The organism is Homoserinimonas sp. OAct 916, assembly GCF_003260275.1.
GTDB lineage: Bacteria > Actinomycetota > Actinomycetes > Actinomycetales > Microbacteriaceae > OACT-916.
The window spans coordinates 281,183-301,127 of record NZ_QJHB01000003.1 but is presented as its reverse complement, the minus strand read 5'-3'; the positions used below and the strand labels follow the sequence as shown (position 1 = coordinate 301,127).

Genomic DNA, 19,945 nt, shown 5'->3' with positions numbered 1-19,945 from the left:
CGGTTCACCCGGGGACGAACCGCTGCCCGGCCGGTGTGCCTCGTGGAGGCCCAACCTCCTGACACGGTGTCGTCGCAGGCTCCGGTTGACGGGTCAAGTCGGACACACCGCCGACGATCCCAGCCAGCACTACACCGACCAGCATGCTGCCGTCGCCGTCCGGTTGTCGGCCCGATCGGGCAGGACCGGATGTCCCAGGCCGCGGGCAGACTGCCCGGCTGCCCGGGACCGTGGGCCCTGTCGGGGACACCTCCGTGCCTGCAGGATGATCTCAGCCGGTCACCTCCCGGTGTCATCCCGAACGGCCGACAACTGCCCGACCGCTGCGGAACCCCCGAGTCAGGAAGCACTATGACCACCACAACCCTCGAACCCACCGTTCAACCGACCAGACGGGCATCACGGGCGATCATCTTTCGAATCGTTGCGGCCGTGGTGGCCGCCATCTACATCGTGCTGTTCGGCGCCTGGCAGACGATTCTCGCTCCATGGCTGGCGCTCCCCGACAGCGCCGATCACGGGTGGACGCGCACCAACGAGTTGCACGTTCTCGCCGACGCCGCCAGCGGGGTTCTGATGCTGGCCGTCGGCGTGACCGCCATGCTGCTCGCGATCCGGCCCCTCCGGCGCTCCGGAGTGGTCGCGTGGGTTGCCGGCACCCTCACGTTGATAAGCATCGGATCTGCCGTTTCCACGATGCTCCAGGGGCACGACGGCTGGATCGGCGCCGCGCTCACCGGGTTGGTGACGCTGTGCCTGTTCGCCGTCCCGCTTGTGCTCCTGCATCCGGCGCGGCGACAGATCGCCGCCGGTGGCGCACCCGACGCCGCCGGCGGCCCGACGCGGTCTCTGAGCGCCGTGTTCGCGGTTGTGGGCGCGATTGGGCTCGCCCTTGCAGCGGGTGTCATCGGGTGGAGGCTCACCGGCGGCCTGTTCGAGAACCCGGCAGAAGACGACGTGGTCGCGCTGGCGTTGTTGGGTCTGTCGATCGCGGTCGGCAGTGCGCTGTGCGCCCTGGGCCGGGAGGGGTGGCGCCTGCTCGGAGGCATCCTCGGGGCCATGGTGCTCTACGCCGTTGCGGCCGGCCTCACCATTGCCTTCGGCTGACCGGGCCGCCGCCGCTGCCGGCGGTGCTGCGCTGCCGATGGTGCTGCGCTGCCAGCGCCCCACACCGCCAATCTCCCACAGCCCATCGGCCCTCAGGGCAGCTCAAAACTCAGGAGCAGAGCACACCCGGTTCAGCTATAGCCTCGGTGAGCCCCTCCACCTGAAACTTCCGCACCACCCATCGGTCGGGTAGCTCCAGCACCACCGCACATCGGGCCCAGCTCCGCGCCCCCGGTCAAACTGCAGCACGTGACGCGACTCGAATGTTCAGGAGCAGGGCGCTGCCGACCCGCCCACACCCTCAGCGCCGCCCTGCTCCTGATTTCTGGTGCCGGTAGCGCCAGAGATGATCACCACGACGAACAAGCGCCAGCAACCCCTCCTCGACCCGCTCCCGCTCGAACATCACCATGGAGTAGCTGATTCGCACCACGTGGTATCCACGCTGCGTCAGCTCCCAGTCGCGCCGGCGGTCGGCTTCGAAGTCAGACCCGTGAAACTCGCGGCCGTCGAGTTCCACCACCAACCGGTCACCGATCAATAGGTCAACGCGACCCACACCAAAAATCGCCACTTGGGTGCGACAACGAACTCCGTGCGACCGCATCAGCAGGCGCACTATTGTCTCCAGGCCTGACTGGCCGCCCGCGTCGACCTTGGCGAGGCTGGCTCGCTTACTGGGGAGAATGAGTTCGCGCAATTCAGCCAACCTCCACGATGGAAACGCACCGGAGTTGAGCGCAGATTCCACGGAGACAATGGCGGCGACCTCATCGACGCAGGTGAACATTTCAGCAAGAGCCCGAATGAGGCTGTCAACGGCTGTCAACGGGAGCCTGGGACGGTAATGCACGCATACGCCGTGACGGGTCGGGTCGAGCGGGCTCGCCCCGTCCGCACTGGAGAGCCTGCTTGCGTTGAGCGCGACCCGCACGTGGAGGCGAGAATCAGGCATGGTCCACAGTCCGTGCAGCCGTGCGACCGAACCGGCCGTGAGGGAACCGCCGACACGGACCGCCCTGACCATTTCGACCGGCGCACCCACACAGGCGAACCAGCCGTTCCGCACCCGGGTGATCTCCCCGCGGCGCACGGCCGCAAGGACCTCACGCCGGCTGACGCCTGCGGCTTCGAGCGCCGAGTAGTGCCCGACTCCGGACAGTTGGGCCAGGGCATCCGCGGGCGTCATCGTCTCAGACTGCCGTCCCGGCCCGACAACCGGGGCGGCACGGCACAAATATGTGCGGGATCGTGTGGCGTGGATCCTGTGGAGGACGGGTTGGGAGGCCGAGGCGGCGGCGCAAAAGTTCAGGATGATGGCGGTGCCGAGCCTATAGCCGGGCCGGGCGTGCTCTGCTCCTGAACTTCGCGGACGGGTGTCAGCTCGAAGGCGAGGCGGAAGACCGCACGCCGAAAGTGCAGCGATGCCGCAGCGAGGCTCCCTCAGGTTCGGTGGCTACGCCAAAAGTTCAGGAGGAGAGGTGGGCCGATCCGGTATCCGGGCCGGGCGTGCTCTTCTCCTGAACTTCTGGAGTCACCCGTGTCCGTGCGATGCGCAGTCGCATCGGAATAGCGACTCGCGCTATTTGGTGCGGGTGAAACGTGAAATGATGCCGCCGTCGACTTCGAGTTCGAGCTCGTTCCCCGCGCAGCGGTAGATTGCCACGCCATCGAAGTTGTGGTCGCCGGTGATGTTGGGGATCTGACCGGTATAACCGAACAAATCCACGTCGGTCGGGCCGCCCAAGGACGTGCTGATACTCACCTGGATCTTATCGACCGTCATCGTGGCGTCCTCGAAGAGTGTTTCGGTCTCAGCGACCCAGAGGAACCCGTCAACAGCACCGTATGCACCAATACGCGCGCTGTCGAGCGTGGTCACCACCTCCATGGTTCTCCCGTTGGTCCCACCGACCGTGGTCAGGACAAATTTGTCGTCAGTGGCTCCGTAGTCGCCGTCACCGCTGAACCAGAGGAACCGGTCACCGGATGCCCGGAAATCCTGCGTCACCTTCGCGGCCTCCGGGTGCGCCTTCGCCATCGCGAGCATGGCCTTCGCGAAGACGTCGTTGTCCATCTTCCACTTGCCGGCCAGGCAGGCTTCATCCGACGGGGCCGAGCCGGGCGCGGTCGAGTTCGGATCGGATGACGGCGGTCCCGAAGAAGGCTGGGGATCCGTCAAAACACCGGGTTCGGCGTCTGTCTCGGCGGGGTCTGTCTGCGATGTGGCGGGCGTTTGAGCCACTGCCGACGCGCTCGGCGACAGGCCAGCGGGGGCCTGCGCGCATGCGGCCAGCAAGAGGGCCACGGCCACGACAGCTCCCGCCCCCATGAGTCGGCCACGCTTCGTTGTCATATCGGACATTGCACTTCCCCCTGTCTGCGCACCTCCCCGTGCACACTCCCCCGAGTGTAGGGGGAACCCGGGCCGTTGTCGCCTTTTCTCCGGGAGCTTATGCAAACGTTACACACCGATGAAGTGGCCATCCGTTGAACCGAGCGACCAGTTTCTTTTTGGAAGGTGCCACCGCGACAACGGGTCGCATGACTATCGCGATCACCGACGCACAATAATTCTGCATTTGTGCATAATTGCAACTCTTGCAAGAATGGCGCCAATGGATGGTGGCGAAGGACTGAGGGCGCGCAAACAGCGCGAGACCCGACGCGCCATTCACCGCGCCGCCGTCGGCCTGGCTCTCGAACAGGGCCCCGACGCGGCAACGGTCGCCGAAATCAGCAACAGGGCGAACATCTCGGTACGAACCTTCTTCAACTACTACCCCTGCAAAGAGGACGCGATCGTCGGGCTGCACGAGGGGCTCCCCAGTGACGCGGAGCTCGACGAGTTTCGTTCGGGAACCTGCGATGACCTCATCAGCGACATCATCCAGTTGCTGCTGGGGGTGTTCTCACCCAGTGACGACGAGCTCATACTGAAACACCGTGCGCTCATGACCGAACACCCGCGTCTGATCCAGCGCCAATGGGCCCGACTGATCGGGGTCGAACAACGCACGGCCGAGGTTGTTGCCGAACGCATGCGCGCATCCGGAGCCTTCGAGCATCTCAGCGATATTCCCTCGGCCGCGCTCGTACTCGTCGTGACCTGCAGCAGCATTCTGCGCCTCAGCATCCGCAAGACGATTGACCTCGGCGACTATCCTGCCGGCCTCGAGCACCGCCTCGGCGAAACCCTCACCACCTTGAGAGAGGTACTCCGCACACTCCCATGACCACCATCACGCCGCGCAAACAGTCCCACGAGTCCCGTCGAGGCCTCATCCTGCTCTTCATCGGCCTCATCCTCGCGATGCTTCTCGCGGCCCTCAGCCAGACAGTGTTGAGCGCCGCGATGCCCACCATGGTCGGCGAACTCGGCGGGGTCGACCAGATGCTCTGGGTGATGACGGCGTACATTCTCGCTTCCACCATCATGATGCCGATCTACGGAAAGATGAGTGATCTGATCGGTCGCAAGCCGCCGCTCATCGCGGCGATCCTGCTCTTCATCGTGGGCTCGGTCATCGGCGCGATCGCCCCAGACATGGGCATCCTCATTGTGGGCCGTGTCGTGCAGGGCCTCGGTGGGGGCGGTCTCATCATTCTGTCGCAGGCGATCATCGCCGACGTAGTGCCGGCGCGCGAACGAGGCAAATACATGGGCATCATCGGAGCCGTCTTCGCGGTCTCGTCGGTCGCCGGCCCACTGTTGGGCGGCTGGCTCACCGAAGAGGTCGACTGGCGCTGGACCTTCTGGATCAACGTGCCGCTCGGGCTGATCGCCCTCCTCGCCGCGATCGTTCTGCTGCATCTGCCCAAAGGCACGAACTCGAAGCCGAAGATCGACGTGGCCGGCATGATGACCCTTGCCGCTGGGACGGCCAGCCTGATTCTGGTCGCGTCGTGGGGCGGCAACGATTACGAGTGGAACTCCCCCGTCATCATCGGCTTGATCGTGGCCACCGTGGTCTTCTCCACGCTGTTCGTCTTTTTCGAGCGCCGGGCGGTGGAGCCGATCATCCCTCCCGCGCTCTTCCGCGACCGCAACTTCAATCTCACCACGGCGGCCGGGCTGCTCGTGGGGGTGACAATGTTTGGCGCAATCGGCTACCTGCCGACGCACCTGCAGATGACATTCGGGGCGGATGCGACCTTGGCGGGGATCCTCATGGTTCCGATGATGGGGGCGATGCTCGTGTCCTCGCTCGGGACGGGTTGGCTGGTGAGCCGATATGGCCGTTACAAGTGGATGCCGATTGCCGGCGCCCTCCTGATCGGGCTCGCCCTTGTCCTACTCGGGACGCTCACCCCCGAGACCCCGTTGTGGCTCTTCGGGATCTATATCGGAGTGATGGGACTCGGGCTCGGGGCCAACATGCAGATCCTGGTGCTCATCGTGCAGAACTCGTTCCCGAATCGCATCGTGGGCACGGCGACGGCGGCCAACAACTTCTTCCGGCAGATCGGTGCGTCGCTGGGCAGTGCCATCATCGGCAGCCTGTTCACGGTTCGGCTCCTCAGCATTATCGGCGAGCGGCTTCCTGCAGGTAGTGCGGCCCAGGTGGGCGACATCAGTTCCCTGACACCCCACAGCGTGCTCGCATTGCCGGTCGCCCTGAATTCGATCGTGGTGCACGGCTACAACGACGCGCTCGCGCCACTATTTCTATGGATGACTCCGCTCGCGGTCGCGGCCGTCGTGCTTCTGTTCTTCGTCAAGGAAGTTCCGCTGAAGACCACCATCGAACGCGACATCATTCCCGAATCCATCGGCGATGGCCAGGTCATGATCGAGAGCGCTGACGAATTCTTCACAGACGGATCGACTGTCGGCGACCCCGCGCGCGGGCCGAGCACACGCGGCCGCTGACCACCCCCAGGGCCAGGGCGCCACATTGCGTGGGCGCGCGACATTGCTGCCGGGGCGCGCGACACTATTGCTGCCGGGGCGTGCGACACCACGACAAACACGAAAGGGGTCGCCCGACGAATCGGGCGACCCCTTTCGGTCGCGAGCGTGCGATAGTGATCGATGGTGGAGATGGGGGGAATTGAACCCCCGTCCACTGCTGTGGTCATGTGTCTTCTACGGGTGTAGCCAGTGCAGGCGTTCTACTCGGCTCCGGAATTTGCCACTGGCACCTAATCCGACAAGCCCAGCCCTGGTTAAAGTCCCTTCATGCCCCAAGACAGAACATGAAAGCAATCTCTCTGAATGGCGCCAGGACCCGGGTAGAGAGCATTCCCGGCCTGACGGACTTCTTTAGTGCGCTCGCTTAGGCAGCGAGGGCGAAGTCAGTGCGCTTTGTATCGGCACTTATTGTTTTGCAGAGATCGTTTACGAGATAACTCTGCATCCTCGACCCGCTTCCCACAGTCGCTCAGGCAATGTCGAAACCGATCATCCCCATGAACACCGGTGAAGGTGGATCACTATCGCACGCTGTTGAATTACCAATTGCCATTCGTAGCCCGAGGACTTCTTCCTGACAGCCCTCCAGTATACCGGTTGCCGCGGCCGATCGCCACCGACGGATGTTAGAGAGCCGCTCTCGGCCGCCACACGGTTCCGGTCGCCCCTCCGCCGACTACGATCTAAGCACACCCGATATGTCTCCGGCCCGCTCGGCCCCGATCAAAGGAGCGGTGAGATGTCTGAAACACTCATCACGGTGCACGGCGAGTACGAGGCGAGACACGAGCCGGAGCGCGCCACAGTGCAGATCACGGTCTCGCACGACGGCGAGTCTCGCGACATCGTGCTCACCCACACTGCGCAATTACACACCGAGTTGCAAGCGGGTCTCGCCCCGCTGCACGACCCGAACAAGGGCCCGGTCACGGAGTACTCAGCAAGCAACGCCACCGCGTCATCGACCAGGCCGTGGAGCCAGGACGGCGCAGTCCTTCCGCTCGTGCACCGTGCGGATGCGACCCTCGCCGTGACGTTCAGCGACTTCGGTGAACTCTCCCGCTGGCTCGCCGACGTTTCGTCCCATGAGGGCGTGACCGTGCACGGGGTGAACTGGAGCCTGACCGAGACGAGTCTGGCCGAAGCGAACAAAGTTGCTCGCGACCGTGCCGTGCAGAACGCGGTTCTGAAAGCAACCGGCTACGCGCGCAGCCTCGGGCTGGAGAACCTTGACCCAGTCGCCCTGAGCGACGTCGGGCTCTCCGGCGACGGCGCTCAGCCCTTTCCGGGCAGGATGTTGGGCATGGCCCGAGCCTCAGGCGACCAGGGCGAGATTGATCCGGTGGAGTTCACACCGGAACCGATCATCGTGCACGCGGCCGTTGAAGCACGATTCAGCGCCCGCTGAGGCCTACCATTGGAATCCGATCAGGACACCACGCGCTGGATACTGGACGCGCTGCTGATGCTGGCCTATTCTCCGAGATTCCGCCTGGTCGACACGGCCCGGTCGGCCTCGCGCTTGTCCTGACGCTCTCTCAGCGTCTGGCGCTTGTCGTACTCCTTCTTGCCCTTCGCGATCGCGATCTCGACCTTGGCACGACCGTCAAGGAAATAGATCCGCAAGGGAACAATGGTGTAGCCGCCCTCTTTGGTCTTGTTGTGGATCTTGAGGATCTGCTCCTTGTGCAGCAGCAGTTTGCGCTTACGCCGTGGCGAGTGGTTGTTCCACGAGCTCTGGAAGAACTCGGGAATGTGCACCGCGTCGAGCCAGGCCTCGCCGTTCTCGATGAACGCGTAGCCGTCGACCAGGGATGCGCGGCCCATCCGCAGCGACTTCACTTCCGACCCCGTGAGTACCATGCCGGCTTCGAACGTGGACTCGATGAGGTAGTCGTGGCGTGCCTTTCGGTTGGTCGCCACGACCTTTTCACCGTGTTCCTTGGCCACGTTGCTGAGCCTTTCATCGCGTTCTGTATGCCTGCCCGGGACCGGGCGGCCGACCATCCGGCATCCGCAGGACAGCCCTACATCTTACAAGACGCTAGACCTTCAGATAACGAGTGATCGCAAAATTCGCGGAGAGCGCCGCCAGAAGCACGCCCGCACCCAACAGGATCGGCACAACGACAAAGGCATCGGACACCTGAACGAATGTGGTCGACACGATCACCTGACCCAGGTAACCCTGCACGAAGAAGTGCACGATACCCACAACGGCGCCGCCGGCAAGAATCGATCCGATCAGCGCGGCGAACACCCCCTCGAGAACGAACGGGGTCTGAATGAAACCGTTGGACGCGCCGACCAGACGCATGATTCCCAGCTCTTTGCGGCGCGCGAACGCCGACAGTCGGATGGTGGTGGCAATCAGCAACGTCGCTGCCAGAAGCATCAGGGATGCGATGCCGATCGCCGTGTAACTCGCGGCATTCAACACCGAGAAGATCTGGTCGAGCAGGCTGCGCTGGTCGGTCACCCCCTCCACGCCGGCCATCCCCGACAGACTCTCTTTGATCACGTCGGCGTTGCTCGGGTCGATCAGGTTCACCCAGAACGTCTGGTTCAGCTGGTCCGGTGTCACATAGTCGGCGAACTGGGTGCCTTTGAACTGTTCCTGGAAGTTCGCGTAGGCCTGGTCGTGGTCTTCGAAGTAGAACTCCTTGATGAACGGTTTCAAGGTGTCCGAATTGAGTTGGGTCTTCACCGCCGCCAATTGCTCCTCGGAAGCCTCGCCGCCAACGCAGTTTTCGGTGCCTGACGTGGGCAGGCACATGTAGACGGCGACCTGGGCGCGGTCGTACCAGTAGTTCTTCATCTGGCCGATCTGCATCTGCATCAGGATCGCGGTGCCCACAAATGTGAGAGAGATGAAGGTGACCAGCACGACCGAGATCACCATCGACATGTTGCGTCTGAGGCCGTGCGTCACCTCGGACCAGACCAGTGCGAACCTCATGAGGTGGGCCCCACATTCTGGTCATCGGAGTCGTTGCGCGGGCCCGCCCGCAATCCGAGTTTTTCCGCAAGGCTCAGCGGGACGGGATGCTCGGAGCCGGCTGCGTCGCCGAATCCGTCGTCGTCTGAGGCGCTGGTGGGCACGGCGGTGGGCGGCGCGACCGGCTGCACCGGGCGTGTGGCGAAATGGTCGTTGAGCGGCACGGCGCTCGTGGTGGTGCCGGGTTCGGACTTTGCCGGCTGTGGGGCAGAAGCGGCGACCGGCTCCCGAACAGACTCGTCGGTCGAGCGCGATGATCGGGCAGCAGCGAGCGCGGGCTCGATGGCCTGTTCGTCGGCTGGTTCGGGTGCGAAGGTCGAGCGTTCCGCCCGTGTGCGCACCTCGGCCGGAACAGGAACCATGCCGGTCCAGTCCGGAACCAGCGGAACCTCGGCCGCCTGCACCTCAGGGGGTGACGCCGCTCCTACCGGCGCCGAAACCGGGGTCTGCCCCGATGCGGTGTCGAGCACCGCCTCATCGGCGATGATGTTCACCGCTGTGGTCTGGCCGTATCCGCCGTGTCGCTCATCACGCACGATCTGCCCGTTGACCAGTTCGATGACGCGGCGTTGCATCTTGTCCACGATGCCCGCCTCGTGGGTGGCCATGATGATGGTCGTCCCCCCGGCGTTGATACGTTCCAGCAGGCTCATGATGCCGGAACTGGTGACGGGGTCAAGGTTTCCGGTGGGCTCGTCGGCGAGTAGGAGTGCCGGTTTGTTCACAATCGCCCGGGCGATGGCCACGCGCTGCTGCTCGCCACCGGAGAGTTCGTGCGGCAATCGGGCTTCTTTGCCGGTGAGACCGACCATCTTCAGTACATCCGGAACCGCTTCCTGAATGAAACCCCGTGACTTGCCGATCACCTGAAGCGTGAAGGCGACATTGTCGAAGACGCTCTTGTTGGGCAACAGGCGGAAGTCCTGGAAGACGACGCCGAGATTGCGTCGGAAATACGGCACCTTGCGGTTCGAGATCGAGCCCAGATCCTGCCCGAGAACGTGAATGCTGCCGGTACTCGGCTTCTCCTCTTTGAGAATCAGGCGCAGGCAGCTCGACTTCCCCGAACCCGATGCTCCCACCAGGAACACGAACTCGCCCCGCAGAATCTCGAGGTTCACGGAATTCAACGCCGGGCGCGCAGTGCCGGCATACTTCTTGGAAATGTTGTCAAACCTGATCATGGCCATCCGAGCCTAAGCACCCCGCGGGGATTTGTCGGCAACGACATACCGTTCGGCGCCATCCCACAGCGAGCACTGTGACACTCTCCTGCCACCGCACCCGGTACCCCACGGTGCGGCTACTCGTCAACTGCCCGCTTGCGCCAGCGGATGCCCGCCGAGATGAATCCGTCGATGTCTCCGTCGAACACGTCAGACGGGTTGTTCACCTCATGGTTGGTGCGCAGATCTTTGACCATCTGGTAGGGCGCGAGCACGTAGCTGCGCATCTGGTCGCCCCAGCTGGCGGTGATGTTGCCAGCGATCTCCTTCTTCTTGGCGCTCTCCTCCTCGCGCCTGACCAGCAGCAACCGGGATTGCAGCACTCGCAGCGCGGCGGCGCGGTTCTGGATCTGGCTCTTCTCGTTCTGGCAGCTCACCACGATCCCGGTCGGCAGGTGGGTGATGCGAACCGCGGAGTCGGTGGTGTTGACCGACTGCCCGCCGGGGCCACTGGAGCGGTACACGTCCACCCGCATCTCGTTCTCCGGAATGTCGATGTGGTCGAGCTGCTCGATCAGGGGCACCACTTCGACGGCGGCGAACGAGGTCTGTCTTTTGCCGGCCGAGTTGAACGGGCTCATCCGCACCAGCCGGTGCGTGCCGGCCTCGACCGACAGGGTGCCGAACGCGTAGGGGGCGTCGACTTCGATGGTCGCCGACTTGATGCCGGCCTCTTCGGCGTAACTCGTGTCGAGCACGGTTGCCTTGTATTTGTGCTGTTCGGCCCACCGCAGGTACATGCGCATCAGCATTTCGGCGAAGTCGGAGGCGTCCACGCCGCCGGCACCCGCACGGATGGTGATCACGGCGGAGTGGTCATCGAACTCGCCGTTCAGAAGGGTCTGCACTTCGAGGTCGCCGAGTGTCTTCTGGAGAGCCTTCAGCTCATCCTGCGCCTCGAGCTGTGACTGCTCGTCGTCTTCTTCGTTGGCCAGTTGGACCAAGACTTCCAGGTCGTCGAGGCGTGCGGCGAGGTTGTTGATCCGCGCCAGATCGGATTGGCGGTGACTCAGCGCGCTGGTGACCTTCTGCGCCTTCTCGGTGTCGTCCCACAGGTCGGGCACGCCCGCCTGCTCGCTCAGATCGGCGATCTCGCGCTCCAGCCGGGCGGTGTCGGCCACGGCGGCGATGTCGTTGAAGGTCGAGCGCAACGCGGCGATCTTGGCGGTTATATCCAGCTCCATCATGGTGGCTCAAGCCTACCCGCCGACCGTCTCCGGCTTTGCCGGTGAAATCGCTCGATGAGACTGGCCGAAGCGGGCGATTTTCGATCGATGCTGGCACCGTGATCGACGCGACTACCATGGGGTTCAGCCATGTCCACCACCGACCGCCCCTTCTCATTCAGATCAATTTTTCTGCCGGTGTTCCTACCGACCCTCTTGTTCTCGATCGGTGAGGGCGCGATCATCCCCATGATCCCGATCGCTGCCACCAGCCTCGGGGCGAGCCTCGCGATCGCCGGGTTCATCGGCGGGATGATCATGATCGGCGAACTGGTCGGCGACATCCCGAGCGGCTGGGTCGTGAATCGGGTCGGTGAGCGAAACGCCATGGTCGGGGCGGCGCTCGTGGCCGTGGCGGGTCTTGTGGTCTGCGCGGCCGCCCAGGGCCCGGTGCTGCTCACCGCGGGGGTGTTCCTGGTCGGGCTGGCCACCGCGGTGTTCGCGCTGGCTCGCCACGCATTCATGACCACCTTCGTGCCTCTGGCCTACCGGGCGAGGGCACTGTCATCGCTCGGGGGAACGTTTCGCGCCGGCATGTTTCTCGGCCCGTTCATCGCCGCGTTCCTCATCCACCTGACCGGGGCCGTGCAGGTCGTGTTCTGGATTCACGTGGCCTGCTGCGTCGCTGCGGCCGCCGTGCTGCTCCTGCTGCCCGACCCTGAGAAGACCTTCGGCCAGGTCGTGCACGGTACGAGCCCCTCGTCAGCCGGCAGCGCGGGAACCCCCGAATCTGTGGGACTGTTCCGCACCATCTGGGAGTATCGCGGCGCGCTGGTGCGGATGGGTGGCAGTGCGGGTCTGGTCGGCGCGGTGCGCGCGGCACGGGTGATCATTCTGCCCCTGTGGGCGGTCTCGATCGGGGTGAACGATGCCAGCACGGCGTTGATCATCGGGATTGCGGGCGGTTTCGACTTCGCGCTGTTCTATGCCAGCGGTCAGATCATGGACCGGTTCGGACGCATGTGGACGGCGATGCCGAGCATGCTGGGCCTGGGGCTGGGGCTGTTGGTGCTGGCTTTCACCCATCAGAGCCCGGATGCGGTCAACTGGTTCATCGCTCTCGCGATGTTCCTGGGGCTCGCGAACGGTATCGGAAGTGGCCTCCTGATGACCCTCGGCGCTGACCTCGCGCCACCCGAGAACCCGGCACCGTTTCTCGGGGCGTTCCGGTTCACCGGCGACGGCGGCAGCGCGGCCGCGCCGGTGCTCATCGCCGTGGCCACCGCGATCTGGTCGCTGCCCGTCGCTGCAGCCATCACCGGCGTGCTCGGGCTCATTGGGGCCGGTACCCTCGCCCGGTACATCCCCCGCTACGTGCCTGGGCACCGCTGAGGCCAGGTCGCGGGTCACCAGAACACCGCGCGGGCGTCGGCGGTGACGCTCAGAGGCACCCCGCGTGGCAGCACAAGAGACGCGATCGGCGGCCGCCACTCGGCGGTGAGCTCGACAGTGGCGCTCATCCCGTCGCTCGTTTCGGCGCGGGCGAGCCTGAGGCCGTGGAACCGATGGTTCGCGGTGCCGGCGAGGTAATCGCTGACCGCCGCATACACATCCGTTGTGCGAAGGCCCGGGCGCACCTCGCCGTCGTGAGTGGCGACACCCTCAAGGCTGAACGCTTCGGCCCCGACCAGGGCGGCCGAGTCGGCGAGCGTGAACAGGCGCTTGCGCTCCAGGTAGAGGCTGGACGCCGCCAGTGTCACGAAGATCAGCGCGAGCGCCAGAAACCCGTAGAAGATCGTGAGCAGCAGGGTCGAGCCGCGGTCGTCGCCCGCACCATTTCGCAGCCGGTTCATGGCTGCCGCCAGAACCTGGACACCTGCTGGGTTGCTGTGGCCTCGATAGGCACACGTGCCGCCTGGGACAGGGTGAGCACGTCGGGTACCAGGGGCAGCGTCACCTGCACACGCACCGTCACGCTCACCCGGCCGAGCCGGGTCAGGCACTGCTCCGGGCTCGGCTGGCAGCTCACCGTCACGCTGGCGTCGGCGGCCGACACCCCGTGGTCGGCGAGCGCGAACTCGACGGCACGCGCTGCGCGTTCCTCCGCATCCACCATGGTGCCGGCCTGCACATAGACCCGCGCAGCCTGCCGTGCGGCTCCCTCCACGGCGAACGCTCCGGCCTGGATCGCAGCAAGCGCGAGCACCAGGTAGACGAGCGGAACCAGCAGGATCATTCCGGCTGTGATGAATTCGAGGGATGCGGTCCCCGCGTCACCGGTCAGTTCGTTGCCGGCAGGCTTTTTCCCTGCCGGGGGCGTGTCGGATGTCCGCTGCCCCAGGAGCTCAGCCCACTTCTTCGACGGCTGCATGCCCCGACACCTCCAACCCGCTGTCGATGCCGACCAGACCCAGCAGGGGCAGCGGAGTGCGCACGGTGATCGTGGCAGCCGGATGCCCGAGGTAGTTGTCATAGGCGGCGCGCACGTCATCGGCATAGCCCGCACCGATCGCCGCGCGAATCAACTGCTGCGTTCGTCGCACCCCGTCGGTGAGCGTGTTGTCGGCGAGGGCAGCGTATCGCGCGCCCTCGGCTGCCGCGTCAACCACCGTGTTGCGCACGTGCAGAGCGAGGCCCAATTGCATCACGCCGAGGGTCAGCACCGTCAGCAACGCTCCGACGAGTACGAACTCCACCGCGGCCGAGCCAGCATCTGAGCCCGACCGGTCACGGCATCCGCTCCCATTCCCCGATTTGGGCGCTCGGGAACGAGTCGGGGTCAGGGCAAGATGGCCGAGTGGCGCCGGTGTCATGGTCGGTTCGAAGTCGAGTGCGAGTGTCAGAACGAAGTGACGCGCTGGATGGCCTCGTCGAACACACCGCTGAGTGCCGGGCCGGCGACTGCCCAGATCAGGAGGACCAGGCCCGCGGTCATCAATGTGATCAGCACCCACCCGGGCACGTCGCCGCGATCGTCGATCATCAGGTTGCGCATGGAGCGCCTGAACCAGAACATGTCGGCCTACTTTCTTTGAAACGGTCGGGGGTCAGAATCCTGCTCGCAGCACGTGGATGCCCGGGAAGATCGCGAAGATGATGGTGGCGGGCAGAATCAGAAAGACCAGCGGAACGAGCATTGCCACTTCTTTTTTTCCGGCCATCTCGAGCAGGTCACGCTTGGTCTCGTCGCGGGAGTCCTGGGCCTGCGCCCGCAACACCTCAGACAGCGGCGTGCCGCGGTCGAGGGCACCGATGAGTTGCTCCACACACCGGCTCAACGCGGGCAGTCGCACGCGCGCGGCGAGGCGAGAAAGCGCTGCGCCAAGCGGTACGCCGGTGTTCACATCGGCCAGCACCAGTCGAAACTCGGCGGCGAGTTCACCGGTCGACACCTCGCTGACGCGCCGCAACGAACCGACAACCCCATCGCCAGCAGACAGGCTGAGGGTAAGAAACTCCAGAACTGTCGGCAATTCGGCTGCGATGCGTCGGATGCGCGCGGATGCCATCCGTTGCAGCCACCGGTCGCTGGTGAGCACCCCCAGCACGCCACCCAGCACGGGAGCGAGGAGGTAAACGACTGTCGGCGCAGATCCTCCGACCCCGGCGGCGACCAGCAGGCCGGCACCGCAGCCGGCGAGCCCCCAGACCAGTTGCCGGGACCGATATTCCTCCAGGGTCACGGATGAGCCCGCCTGCGCAAGGCGCAAGATCGTCGGCTCCGCACTGCCCACTGCCGCTGCCAGGAGCAGGCGCGCCCGCCGTGCCACCGGCGCAAACAGTCCTCCGATCACCGGCAACGGGTTGACCGTGGCGCGGCTCACCATAATCCGCGCCTCCGAAGACACGTCGAGGAGATAGGGGGCGAGCCGATCCGCCAGTCGGGGTCGGCGCAGGCTCGGCATCATGCTGACCAGCGACCACAGCCCAAGCCCCAGAACGGTGCCGCAGACGACACCCCAGGCTGCCAACGCTGTCATGAGAACCACCGTTTCTGCTCGGGCAGCCGGGCAATCAGCATCATCAGCCGGTAGGCGAGCACGGTGACCACGAGCCCGGCCATGATCACCAGAGCACCGGTCGGCGTGTTGTAGGCGTGGGCTGCCTCGGTGCGGGTGGCGAGCATCCCCAGTACGATCCACGGAGCGACCACCCCGAGCCGTGCCGCGTTCATGATCCAGCCCTGCCGTGCCTCCACCTCGGCCCGCACCGACGCATCTTCGCGCAGGTACGCGGCCAGATCCCGCAAAACCCGGGTGAGATCGTTGCCGCCCACGTCCCGTGCCATGCGCAAGGTCTCCACCAGCCGGTCGGCGACCGGGTCAGCCAGGGTCACTTTCAGCCGATTCGCGCTGTAGCCGAAGCTGCCGGTCGCCCGATAGTCGGCCTCGAACGACGCGAATGCGACCCGGGTGGCGAGGGGGCCCGACCGGGCAAGCGTGCTCACACTGTCAGGAAGCGCCAGCCCGGAGCGCACGGCGGAGACCAGATGGTCCACGACGTCGGGCCACACCGTGCGGCTGGCCCGCCTGGCCGCCCTGGCCCGGCGCCTCACCACTACGAGCGGGAGGATGGCACCGAGCAGGCCGGCGATCACCGAGAGCGCACCGACCCCGAACATGGCCTGGCACGCGGCCGCCGCCAGCACCCCGAGCACGGCGCAGATCACAAGGAACACCACGACGGGAACCCGTTCGAAACCGGCGAGCGCCAGGTGGGTCCGCAAAGATTCCAGTCGAGAGCGGACAGTCGCGGCCGCCCGTGGGCGCACACCCCGCGGCCACAAGAGCGGCGAGAATACGAGCAGCATCCCCAGACCGAGCATCACGCCGATGGCCGTGACCATCAGGTTCGCTCCCCCAGAACGACGACCGGGTCGAGCCCGTGGGCGTCGAACTTTGCGCGTTTGGTCGGATACCCGCCAGCCGTTACAAGTTCGCCCCGATCACGAGCGAAGATCAGGCTCGCCTCGATCACCTGGTCGGTGACCTGCCCGCTGAGAGCCAAGATCTCTGAAACCGTGCGATTGCCGCGCCGGTCCATTTCGCAGTGCACGACGATGTCGATGCACGATGCCACAGTAGGCACCACGAACGCTGAATCGATGTTGCGCCCCGCCAGCAATGGCAGGGTGCACAATTTGACCAGTGCATCCCTGCCGCTGTTGGCGTGGATGCTGCACATTCCCGGCAGCCCGGCGTTGAGGGCGATGAGCAGGTCGAGACTCTCGGCCTCCCTCACCTCGCCCACCACGAGCCTGTCCGGGCGCATCCGCATCGCCTCCTTGATCAGGCGGCGCAGGGTGATCTCGCCCGTGCCCTCCAGACTCGGCTGTCGGCATTGCATGCCAACCACATCGCGGCCGGTCAATTGCAGTTCGAAGGTCTCCTCCACCGTGACAATGCGCTCGCCCGCACGTGCGCCTGAGAGCAAGGCGTTGAGCAGGGTGGTCTTGCCGCTCTGCGTGGCACCGGAGACCAAGATGTTCTGACCGGCCAATACGCACATTCGCAGAAACTCCGAGGCCTGAACGGTCAGCGAGCCGAGGTGCACCAACTGGTTCAGCTCTTTGATGCGTTGGGTGAACTTGCGAATGTTCACCGACCAGTGCGTGCGCGTCACATCGGGGATCACGACGTGGAGGCGGGAGCCATCGGGCAGGGACGCGTCGACGAACGGACTGCTCAGATCGACTCGGCGCCCGGAGGACTGCAGCATTCTCTCCACCAGGTCGCGCACCTCGGACTCCGCGAGCACACAATCGGTCAGTTCGGATATGCCCGCCCTGGCGACAAATACCCGGTCAGGCGCGTTGATCCAGATCTCCTCGACCTCGGGGTCATCAAGGAACGGCTGCACTGCGCCGAATCCGGTCAACGAGGCCATGATCGTGCGGGCAGCCGCGAACTCATCGTGGAGGAGCGGCATCGACCCGCCCAGCGCCCGCTCGCTATAGCGCTGCACCTCGTCGTGTACGTACCGTTCAGCGACGGTCGCACTGGAGGCGAGGTCGACACCGTCTGTTCGCACCCGCGAGCGCACCCGGTCGGTGATCAGTTGAACCGCGTCGTCCATCCCAGCATCATGAACCAGAACCCCCCGCGGCCGTTTAAGTTATCCACAGGCCCGCAGTCCCCTGCTCCTGCCCGGGGTCGATGTTTGATTCTCTGGCGCGACGAAACCCTCTTCGGCTGCGCTCCGGTCGAGGATGGCGCGGCTGAGAGCTCGAGCCATTACACTGAATCGTCACGCGGGAGTGGTGGAATTGGCAGACACGCAGGATTTAGGTTCCTGTGCTTTCGAGCGTGGGGGTTCAAGTCCCCCTTCCCGCACCGTGGCCGACTGCTGCTGGCAGCACAAAGCGATCCGCACTGTGGCACGTGCGCAATGAGCCCTTCACCGCGGTTCAACAGCCGGCATCGACCCGGCGCAGAGCTCTCCTCCCGGCCCGGTGCGCAATCTGACCCTGGAGCCTGACGAAGATGGGGCGGCAGGTCGTCGGTGAAGAGCTGATCACCGCCGAGGGTCAGCTCCACGACGAACCCCCAATTCGGGGCGAGGAGGTTGCGGGGTCAAGCTGAAGCCCTCACGTGGTCAAGGGCCTCACCGACCGAGAGCTGATCCATGCAAATGCAGAATTCCGGCGTTCAGAATTCTTTCACTCAACGCCCACTCATTCTGACTAAACTGCAATCTGACCACTTCGGTCACCCTTTTATCTGATGGAGCCATATCACGATGCATACCGCTCTGATTCCGTGGCTCAACCCAGATGTCATTCTGGGGGGGTTCTTCGGTCCTGTGGCGTTGATCGTCGTCTGCGCGATCGTATTTGCCGAGACCGGACTATTGGTCGGTTTTCTGCTGCCCGGGGACACCCTGTTGTTCTTCACCGGCGTGCTCGCCGTCAGCGGCAAGTTCGATATCGACATCTGGTGGATCTGTCTGGCCATCTCGGTCGCCGCGTTTCTTGGCGGTGAAGTCGGGTATCTGATCGGGCACCGGTTGGGCCCGAAGGTGTTCGAGCGCAAGGAGACAGGGCTGTTCAGTGTCAAGAACGTCGAGCGCACCAACGCGTTCTTCAACCGGCACGGACCACTCGCAGTGGTACTCGCCCGCTTCGTGCCGATCATTCGCACGTTCGCCCCGGTTGCGGCTGGCGTTGGCCACATGGACTACCGCAAGTACTCTCTCTACAACCTGATCGGTGCGTTCATCTGGGGCACCGGCGTGACCCTGGGAGGCTATTTCCTCGGGCAGATCCCCTGGGTGGCCGAATTCGCCACGCAATACATCGATCTGGTCCTGCTCGCGGTGATCGTGATCTCGCTCACACCCTCGGTGATTCATTATTCGCGCGCCTGGTTGAAGTCGCGCAAACAGCATCGGCTGAACGCGCAGGCGGGAGCCAGCGATGCTCCGCAGGTGAAGATCACGCTCGACGAAGGCGTTTTCGACCACAAGCCAGCACCGGGACCAGAGTCGAATTAGGGCATGCCCCCTGTTTGACGCTTGCACTTCCCAACCCGCGCGCTCACTGGCCAACCCGCGACCCTGACCAGCACCCGGCTCACGGCTCACGGCTCACGGCTCACGGCTCACGGCGGCCAGTCTCAGCCGTGTTGGGTACCCTCGTGTTCCGAGTGCTCCCGCGGCTCCAACTGGATCGTGGAGTGCTCCACGTCGAAGTGCTCGGAAAGGCAGGCGCCGAGCTCGTCCAGCAGTGCGCCGGTGCGCCCACCCGTGAAAACCTCCGGCGCGACAACCACGTGGGCCGAGAAGACAGGAGCACCTGAGGTGATGGCCCACACGTGCACGTCATGCACGGCGACGACGCCTTCGGCACCGAGGATGTGGGCGCGGATCTCGGCCACATCGGTGTCGGCCGGAGCGGCCTGGCTGAGCACCCGGAACACTTCCCGCAAAAGTACGAACGCGCGAGGGACGATCATCAGCGCGATGAGGATCGACGCGATCGCGTCGGCAGCCACGAAGCCAGTTGTCATGATCACGAGCGCGGCGATGATCACGGCGATCGAGCCCAGCAGATCGCCGAGCACCTCGAGGTAGGCTCCGCGCATGTTGATCGACGTCTTCGCGCCGCCGCGAAGTACCAGTAGCGCCGCCACGTTGGCGACAGCACCGATGGTGGCCACCACGAGCATTGGGGTGCTGTGCACCTCCACGTTCTCCGGCGCGAGCAGCCGGCTGATCCCGCCGATGAGCACAAACATCGCGACCAACGATACGATCACCCCGTTCACCAGTGCCCCGAACACCTCGGCACGCTGGTACCCGAACGTCTGCCGGTCTGTGGGCGGCCTCGCGGCGATGATGGTGGCGAACAGCGCGATCAGCAGCCCGGCCAGATCGGAGAACATGTGCCCGGCATCCGCGAGCAGGGCCAACGATCCGGAGATTGCCGCGCCGATCACCTCCACGATCAGCACGACCGCGATGATCCCGATCGCGATCAGCAGTCGCGATCGGTTCGCAGAGTTCGCGTGGTGGTCGTGGGTGTGGGACATCAAGG

The 19,945-nt window shown here is 64.8% G+C and carries 20 protein-coding genes, 1 tRNA gene and 1 other RNA gene; 7 read left to right on the top strand and 15 right to left on the bottom strand.

Translation table 11 applies throughout. The annotated features are described in order from the left end of the window. Positions 1-351 precede the first annotated feature (351 nt). Positions 352-1,107: a hypothetical protein gene (locus tag DL891_RS05210; RefSeq protein WP_111719346.1), complete on the top strand. Its 756-nt coding sequence runs from the start codon at positions 352-354 to the stop codon at positions 1,105-1,107. A gap of 301 nt (positions 1,108-1,408) precedes the next feature. Here DL891_RS05210 and DL891_RS05205 read toward each other — a convergent pair whose 3' ends face one another. Beyond that, a complete protein-coding gene (locus tag DL891_RS05205; RefSeq protein ID WP_111719345.1) occupies positions 1,409-2,296 on the bottom strand; it encodes an endonuclease domain-containing protein in 888 nt (295 codons plus the stop codon). Positions 2,297-2,689: 393 nt separating this feature from the next. Beyond that, entirely contained in the window at positions 2,690-3,472 is a 783-nt protein-coding gene (locus tag DL891_RS05200; RefSeq protein WP_157962393.1) for a hypothetical protein, read from the bottom strand. A gap of 253 nt (positions 3,473-3,725) precedes the next feature. Between DL891_RS05200 and DL891_RS05195 the strand changes: the two genes are divergently transcribed. Continuing rightward, on the top strand, positions 3,726-4,343 hold the full coding sequence (locus DL891_RS05195; protein ID WP_111719343.1) for a TetR/AcrR family transcriptional regulator: 618 nt from the start codon (positions 3,726-3,728) through the stop codon (positions 4,341-4,343). After that, the gene (locus tag DL891_RS05190; RefSeq protein WP_111719342.1) at positions 4,340-5,980 is read left to right on the top strand and encodes an MDR family MFS transporter; all 1,641 of its coding nucleotides are present in this window, start codon (positions 4,340-4,342) and stop codon (positions 5,978-5,980) included. Before DL891_RS05195 ends, DL891_RS05190 begins: the two co-directional genes overlap by 4 nt. A 163-nt stretch (positions 5,981-6,143) precedes the next feature. Here DL891_RS05190 and ssrA read toward each other — a convergent pair. Further along, positions 6,144-6,519: a transfer-messenger RNA gene (gene ssrA, locus DL891_RS05185) on the bottom strand. 242 nt (positions 6,520-6,761) lie between these two features. Between ssrA and DL891_RS05180 the strand changes: the two genes are divergently transcribed. Further along, positions 6,762-7,430: an SIMPL domain-containing protein gene (locus DL891_RS05180; RefSeq protein ID WP_111719341.1), complete on the top strand. Its 669-nt coding sequence runs from the start codon at positions 6,762-6,764 to the stop codon at positions 7,428-7,430. A gap of 65 nt (positions 7,431-7,495) precedes the next feature. On the opposite strand, the gene smpB is transcribed toward DL891_RS05180, so the two are convergent. The 4 genes from smpB to prfB form a co-directional block, all read right to left on the bottom strand. Next, positions 7,496-7,972: an SsrA-binding protein SmpB gene (gene smpB, locus DL891_RS05175; protein WP_111719395.1), complete on the bottom strand. Its 477-nt coding sequence runs from the start codon at positions 7,970-7,972 to the stop codon at positions 7,496-7,498. Between the two features lie 94 nt (positions 7,973-8,066). Then, on the bottom strand, positions 8,067-8,981 hold the full coding sequence (gene ftsX, locus DL891_RS05170) for a permease-like cell division protein FtsX (protein ID WP_111719340.1): 915 nt from the start codon (positions 8,979-8,981) through the stop codon (positions 8,067-8,069). Next, a complete protein-coding gene (ftsE, locus tag DL891_RS05165; RefSeq protein ID WP_111719339.1) occupies positions 8,978-10,204 on the bottom strand; it encodes a cell division ATP-binding protein FtsE in 1,227 nt (408 codons plus the stop codon). The genes ftsX and ftsE overlap by 4 nt, the downstream gene beginning before the upstream one ends. A 119-nt stretch (positions 10,205-10,323) precedes the next feature. Continuing rightward, positions 10,324-11,433, bottom strand: a complete 1,110-nt coding sequence (prfB, locus tag DL891_RS05160; RefSeq protein ID WP_111719338.1) for a peptide chain release factor 2 — start codon at positions 11,431-11,433, stop codon at positions 10,324-10,326. A 129-nt stretch (positions 11,434-11,562) separates the two neighbouring features. On the opposite strand from prfB, the gene DL891_RS05155 reads away from it, so the two are divergent. Continuing rightward, a complete protein-coding gene (locus tag DL891_RS05155) occupies positions 11,563-12,804 on the top strand; it encodes an MFS transporter (RefSeq protein ID WP_111719337.1) in 1,242 nt (413 codons plus the stop codon). A 14-nt stretch (positions 12,805-12,818) separates the two neighbouring features. On the opposite strand, the gene DL891_RS05150 is transcribed toward DL891_RS05155, so the two are convergent. Genes DL891_RS05150 through DL891_RS05125 form a run of 7 tightly spaced genes read right to left on the bottom strand, consistent with a single transcriptional unit; the run spans position 12,819 to position 17,487 of the window. Beyond that, positions 12,819-13,265, bottom strand: a complete 447-nt coding sequence (locus DL891_RS05150) for a pilus assembly protein TadG-related protein (protein WP_111719336.1) — start codon at positions 13,263-13,265, stop codon at positions 12,819-12,821. Continuing rightward, entirely contained in the window at positions 13,262-13,783 is a 522-nt protein-coding gene (locus DL891_RS05145; protein ID WP_232819011.1) for a hypothetical protein, read from the bottom strand. The genes DL891_RS05150 and DL891_RS05145 overlap by 4 nt, the downstream gene beginning before the upstream one ends. Next, the gene (locus tag DL891_RS05140; RefSeq protein ID WP_111719335.1) at positions 13,758-14,225 is read right to left on the bottom strand and encodes a TadE family protein; all 468 of its coding nucleotides are present in this window, start codon (positions 14,223-14,225) and stop codon (positions 13,758-13,760) included. Before DL891_RS05140 ends, DL891_RS05145 begins: the two co-directional genes overlap by 26 nt. A 26-nt stretch (positions 14,226-14,251) precedes the next feature. Beyond that, positions 14,252-14,428, bottom strand: a complete 177-nt coding sequence (locus DL891_RS17285) for a hypothetical protein (RefSeq protein WP_198668774.1) — start codon at positions 14,426-14,428, stop codon at positions 14,252-14,254. Between the two features lie 31 nt (positions 14,429-14,459). After that, a complete protein-coding gene (locus DL891_RS05135) occupies positions 14,460-15,392 on the bottom strand; it encodes a type II secretion system F family protein (RefSeq protein WP_111719334.1) in 933 nt (310 codons plus the stop codon). Further along, positions 15,389-16,258, bottom strand: a complete 870-nt coding sequence (locus tag DL891_RS05130; protein WP_111719333.1) for a type II secretion system F family protein — start codon at positions 16,256-16,258, stop codon at positions 15,389-15,391. Before DL891_RS05130 ends, DL891_RS05135 begins: the two co-directional genes overlap by 4 nt. Further along, positions 16,258-17,487, bottom strand: a complete 1,230-nt coding sequence (locus DL891_RS05125; protein WP_111719332.1) for a CpaF family protein — start codon at positions 17,485-17,487, stop codon at positions 16,258-16,260. The genes DL891_RS05130 and DL891_RS05125 overlap by 1 nt, the downstream gene beginning before the upstream one ends. 175 nt (positions 17,488-17,662) lie before the next feature. Here DL891_RS05125 and DL891_RS05120 point away from each other — a divergent pair. Both DL891_RS05120 and DL891_RS05115 read left to right on the top strand, forming a co-directional pair. Then, a tRNA-Leu gene (locus DL891_RS05120) sits at positions 17,663-17,744 on the top strand. Positions 17,745-18,150: 406 nt separating this feature from the next. Next, positions 18,151-18,903 (top strand): DedA family protein, encoded by a 753-nt coding sequence (locus DL891_RS05115; RefSeq protein WP_111719331.1) that lies wholly within the window; start codon positions 18,151-18,153, stop codon positions 18,901-18,903. 122 nt (positions 18,904-19,025) lie between these two features. Here the strand turns inward: DL891_RS05115 and DL891_RS05110 are convergent, their stop codons facing one another. After that, positions 19,026-19,940, bottom strand: a complete 915-nt coding sequence (locus DL891_RS05110) for a cation diffusion facilitator family transporter (RefSeq protein WP_111719330.1) — start codon at positions 19,938-19,940, stop codon at positions 19,026-19,028. Positions 19,941-19,945 lie beyond the last annotated feature (5 nt).

Coding starts and splice junctions, on each gene's coding strand:
- ftsX (WP_111719340.1), bottom strand. CDS start 8,981: ATGAGGTTCGCACTGGTCTGGTCCGAGGTGACGCACGGCCTCAGACGC.
- DL891_RS05180 (WP_111719341.1), top strand. CDS start 6,762: ATGTCTGAAACACTCATCACGGTGCACGGCGAGTACGAGGCGAGACAC.
- DL891_RS05130 (WP_111719333.1), bottom strand. CDS start 16,258: ATGGTCACGGCCATCGGCGTGATGCTCGGTCTGGGGATGCTGCTCGTA.
- DL891_RS05205 (WP_111719345.1), bottom strand. CDS start 2,296: ATGACGCCCGCGGATGCCCTGGCCCAACTGTCCGGAGTCGGGCACTAC.
- prfB (WP_111719338.1), bottom strand. CDS start 11,433: ATGATGGAGCTGGATATAACCGCCAAGATCGCCGCGTTGCGCTCGACC.
- DL891_RS05140 (WP_111719335.1), bottom strand. CDS start 14,225: ATGACACCGGCGCCACTCGGCCATCTTGCCCTGACCCCGACTCGTTCC.
- DL891_RS05145 (WP_232819011.1), bottom strand. CDS start 13,783: ATGCAGCCGTCGAAGAAGTGGGCTGAGCTCCTGGGGCAGCGGACATCC.
- DL891_RS05125 (WP_111719332.1), bottom strand. CDS start 17,487: ATGGACGACGCGGTTCAACTGATCACCGACCGGGTGCGCTCGCGGGTG.
- DL891_RS05135 (WP_111719334.1), bottom strand. CDS start 15,392: ATGACAGCGTTGGCAGCCTGGGGTGTCGTCTGCGGCACCGTTCTGGGG.
- DL891_RS05195 (WP_111719343.1), top strand. CDS start 3,726: ATGGATGGTGGCGAAGGACTGAGGGCGCGCAAACAGCGCGAGACCCGA.
- DL891_RS05150 (WP_111719336.1), bottom strand. CDS start 13,265: ATGAACCGGCTGCGAAATGGTGCGGGCGACGACCGCGGCTCGACCCTG.
- DL891_RS05210 (WP_111719346.1), top strand. CDS start 352: ATGACCACCACAACCCTCGAACCCACCGTTCAACCGACCAGACGGGCA.
- DL891_RS17285 (WP_198668774.1), bottom strand. CDS start 14,428: ATGTTCTGGTTCAGGCGCTCCATGCGCAACCTGATGATCGACGATCGC.
- DL891_RS05115 (WP_111719331.1), top strand. CDS start 18,151: ATGCATACCGCTCTGATTCCGTGGCTCAACCCAGATGTCATTCTGGGG.
- DL891_RS05190 (WP_111719342.1), top strand. CDS start 4,340: ATGACCACCATCACGCCGCGCAAACAGTCCCACGAGTCCCGTCGAGGC.
- DL891_RS05110 (WP_111719330.1), bottom strand. CDS start 19,940: ATGTCCCACACCCACGACCACCACGCGAACTCTGCGAACCGATCGCGA.
- DL891_RS05155 (WP_111719337.1), top strand. CDS start 11,563: ATGTCCACCACCGACCGCCCCTTCTCATTCAGATCAATTTTTCTGCCG.
- DL891_RS05200 (WP_157962393.1), bottom strand. CDS start 3,472: ATGTCCGATATGACAACGAAGCGTGGCCGACTCATGGGGGCGGGAGCT.
- ftsE (WP_111719339.1), bottom strand. CDS start 10,204: ATGATCAGGTTTGACAACATTTCCAAGAAGTATGCCGGCACTGCGCGC.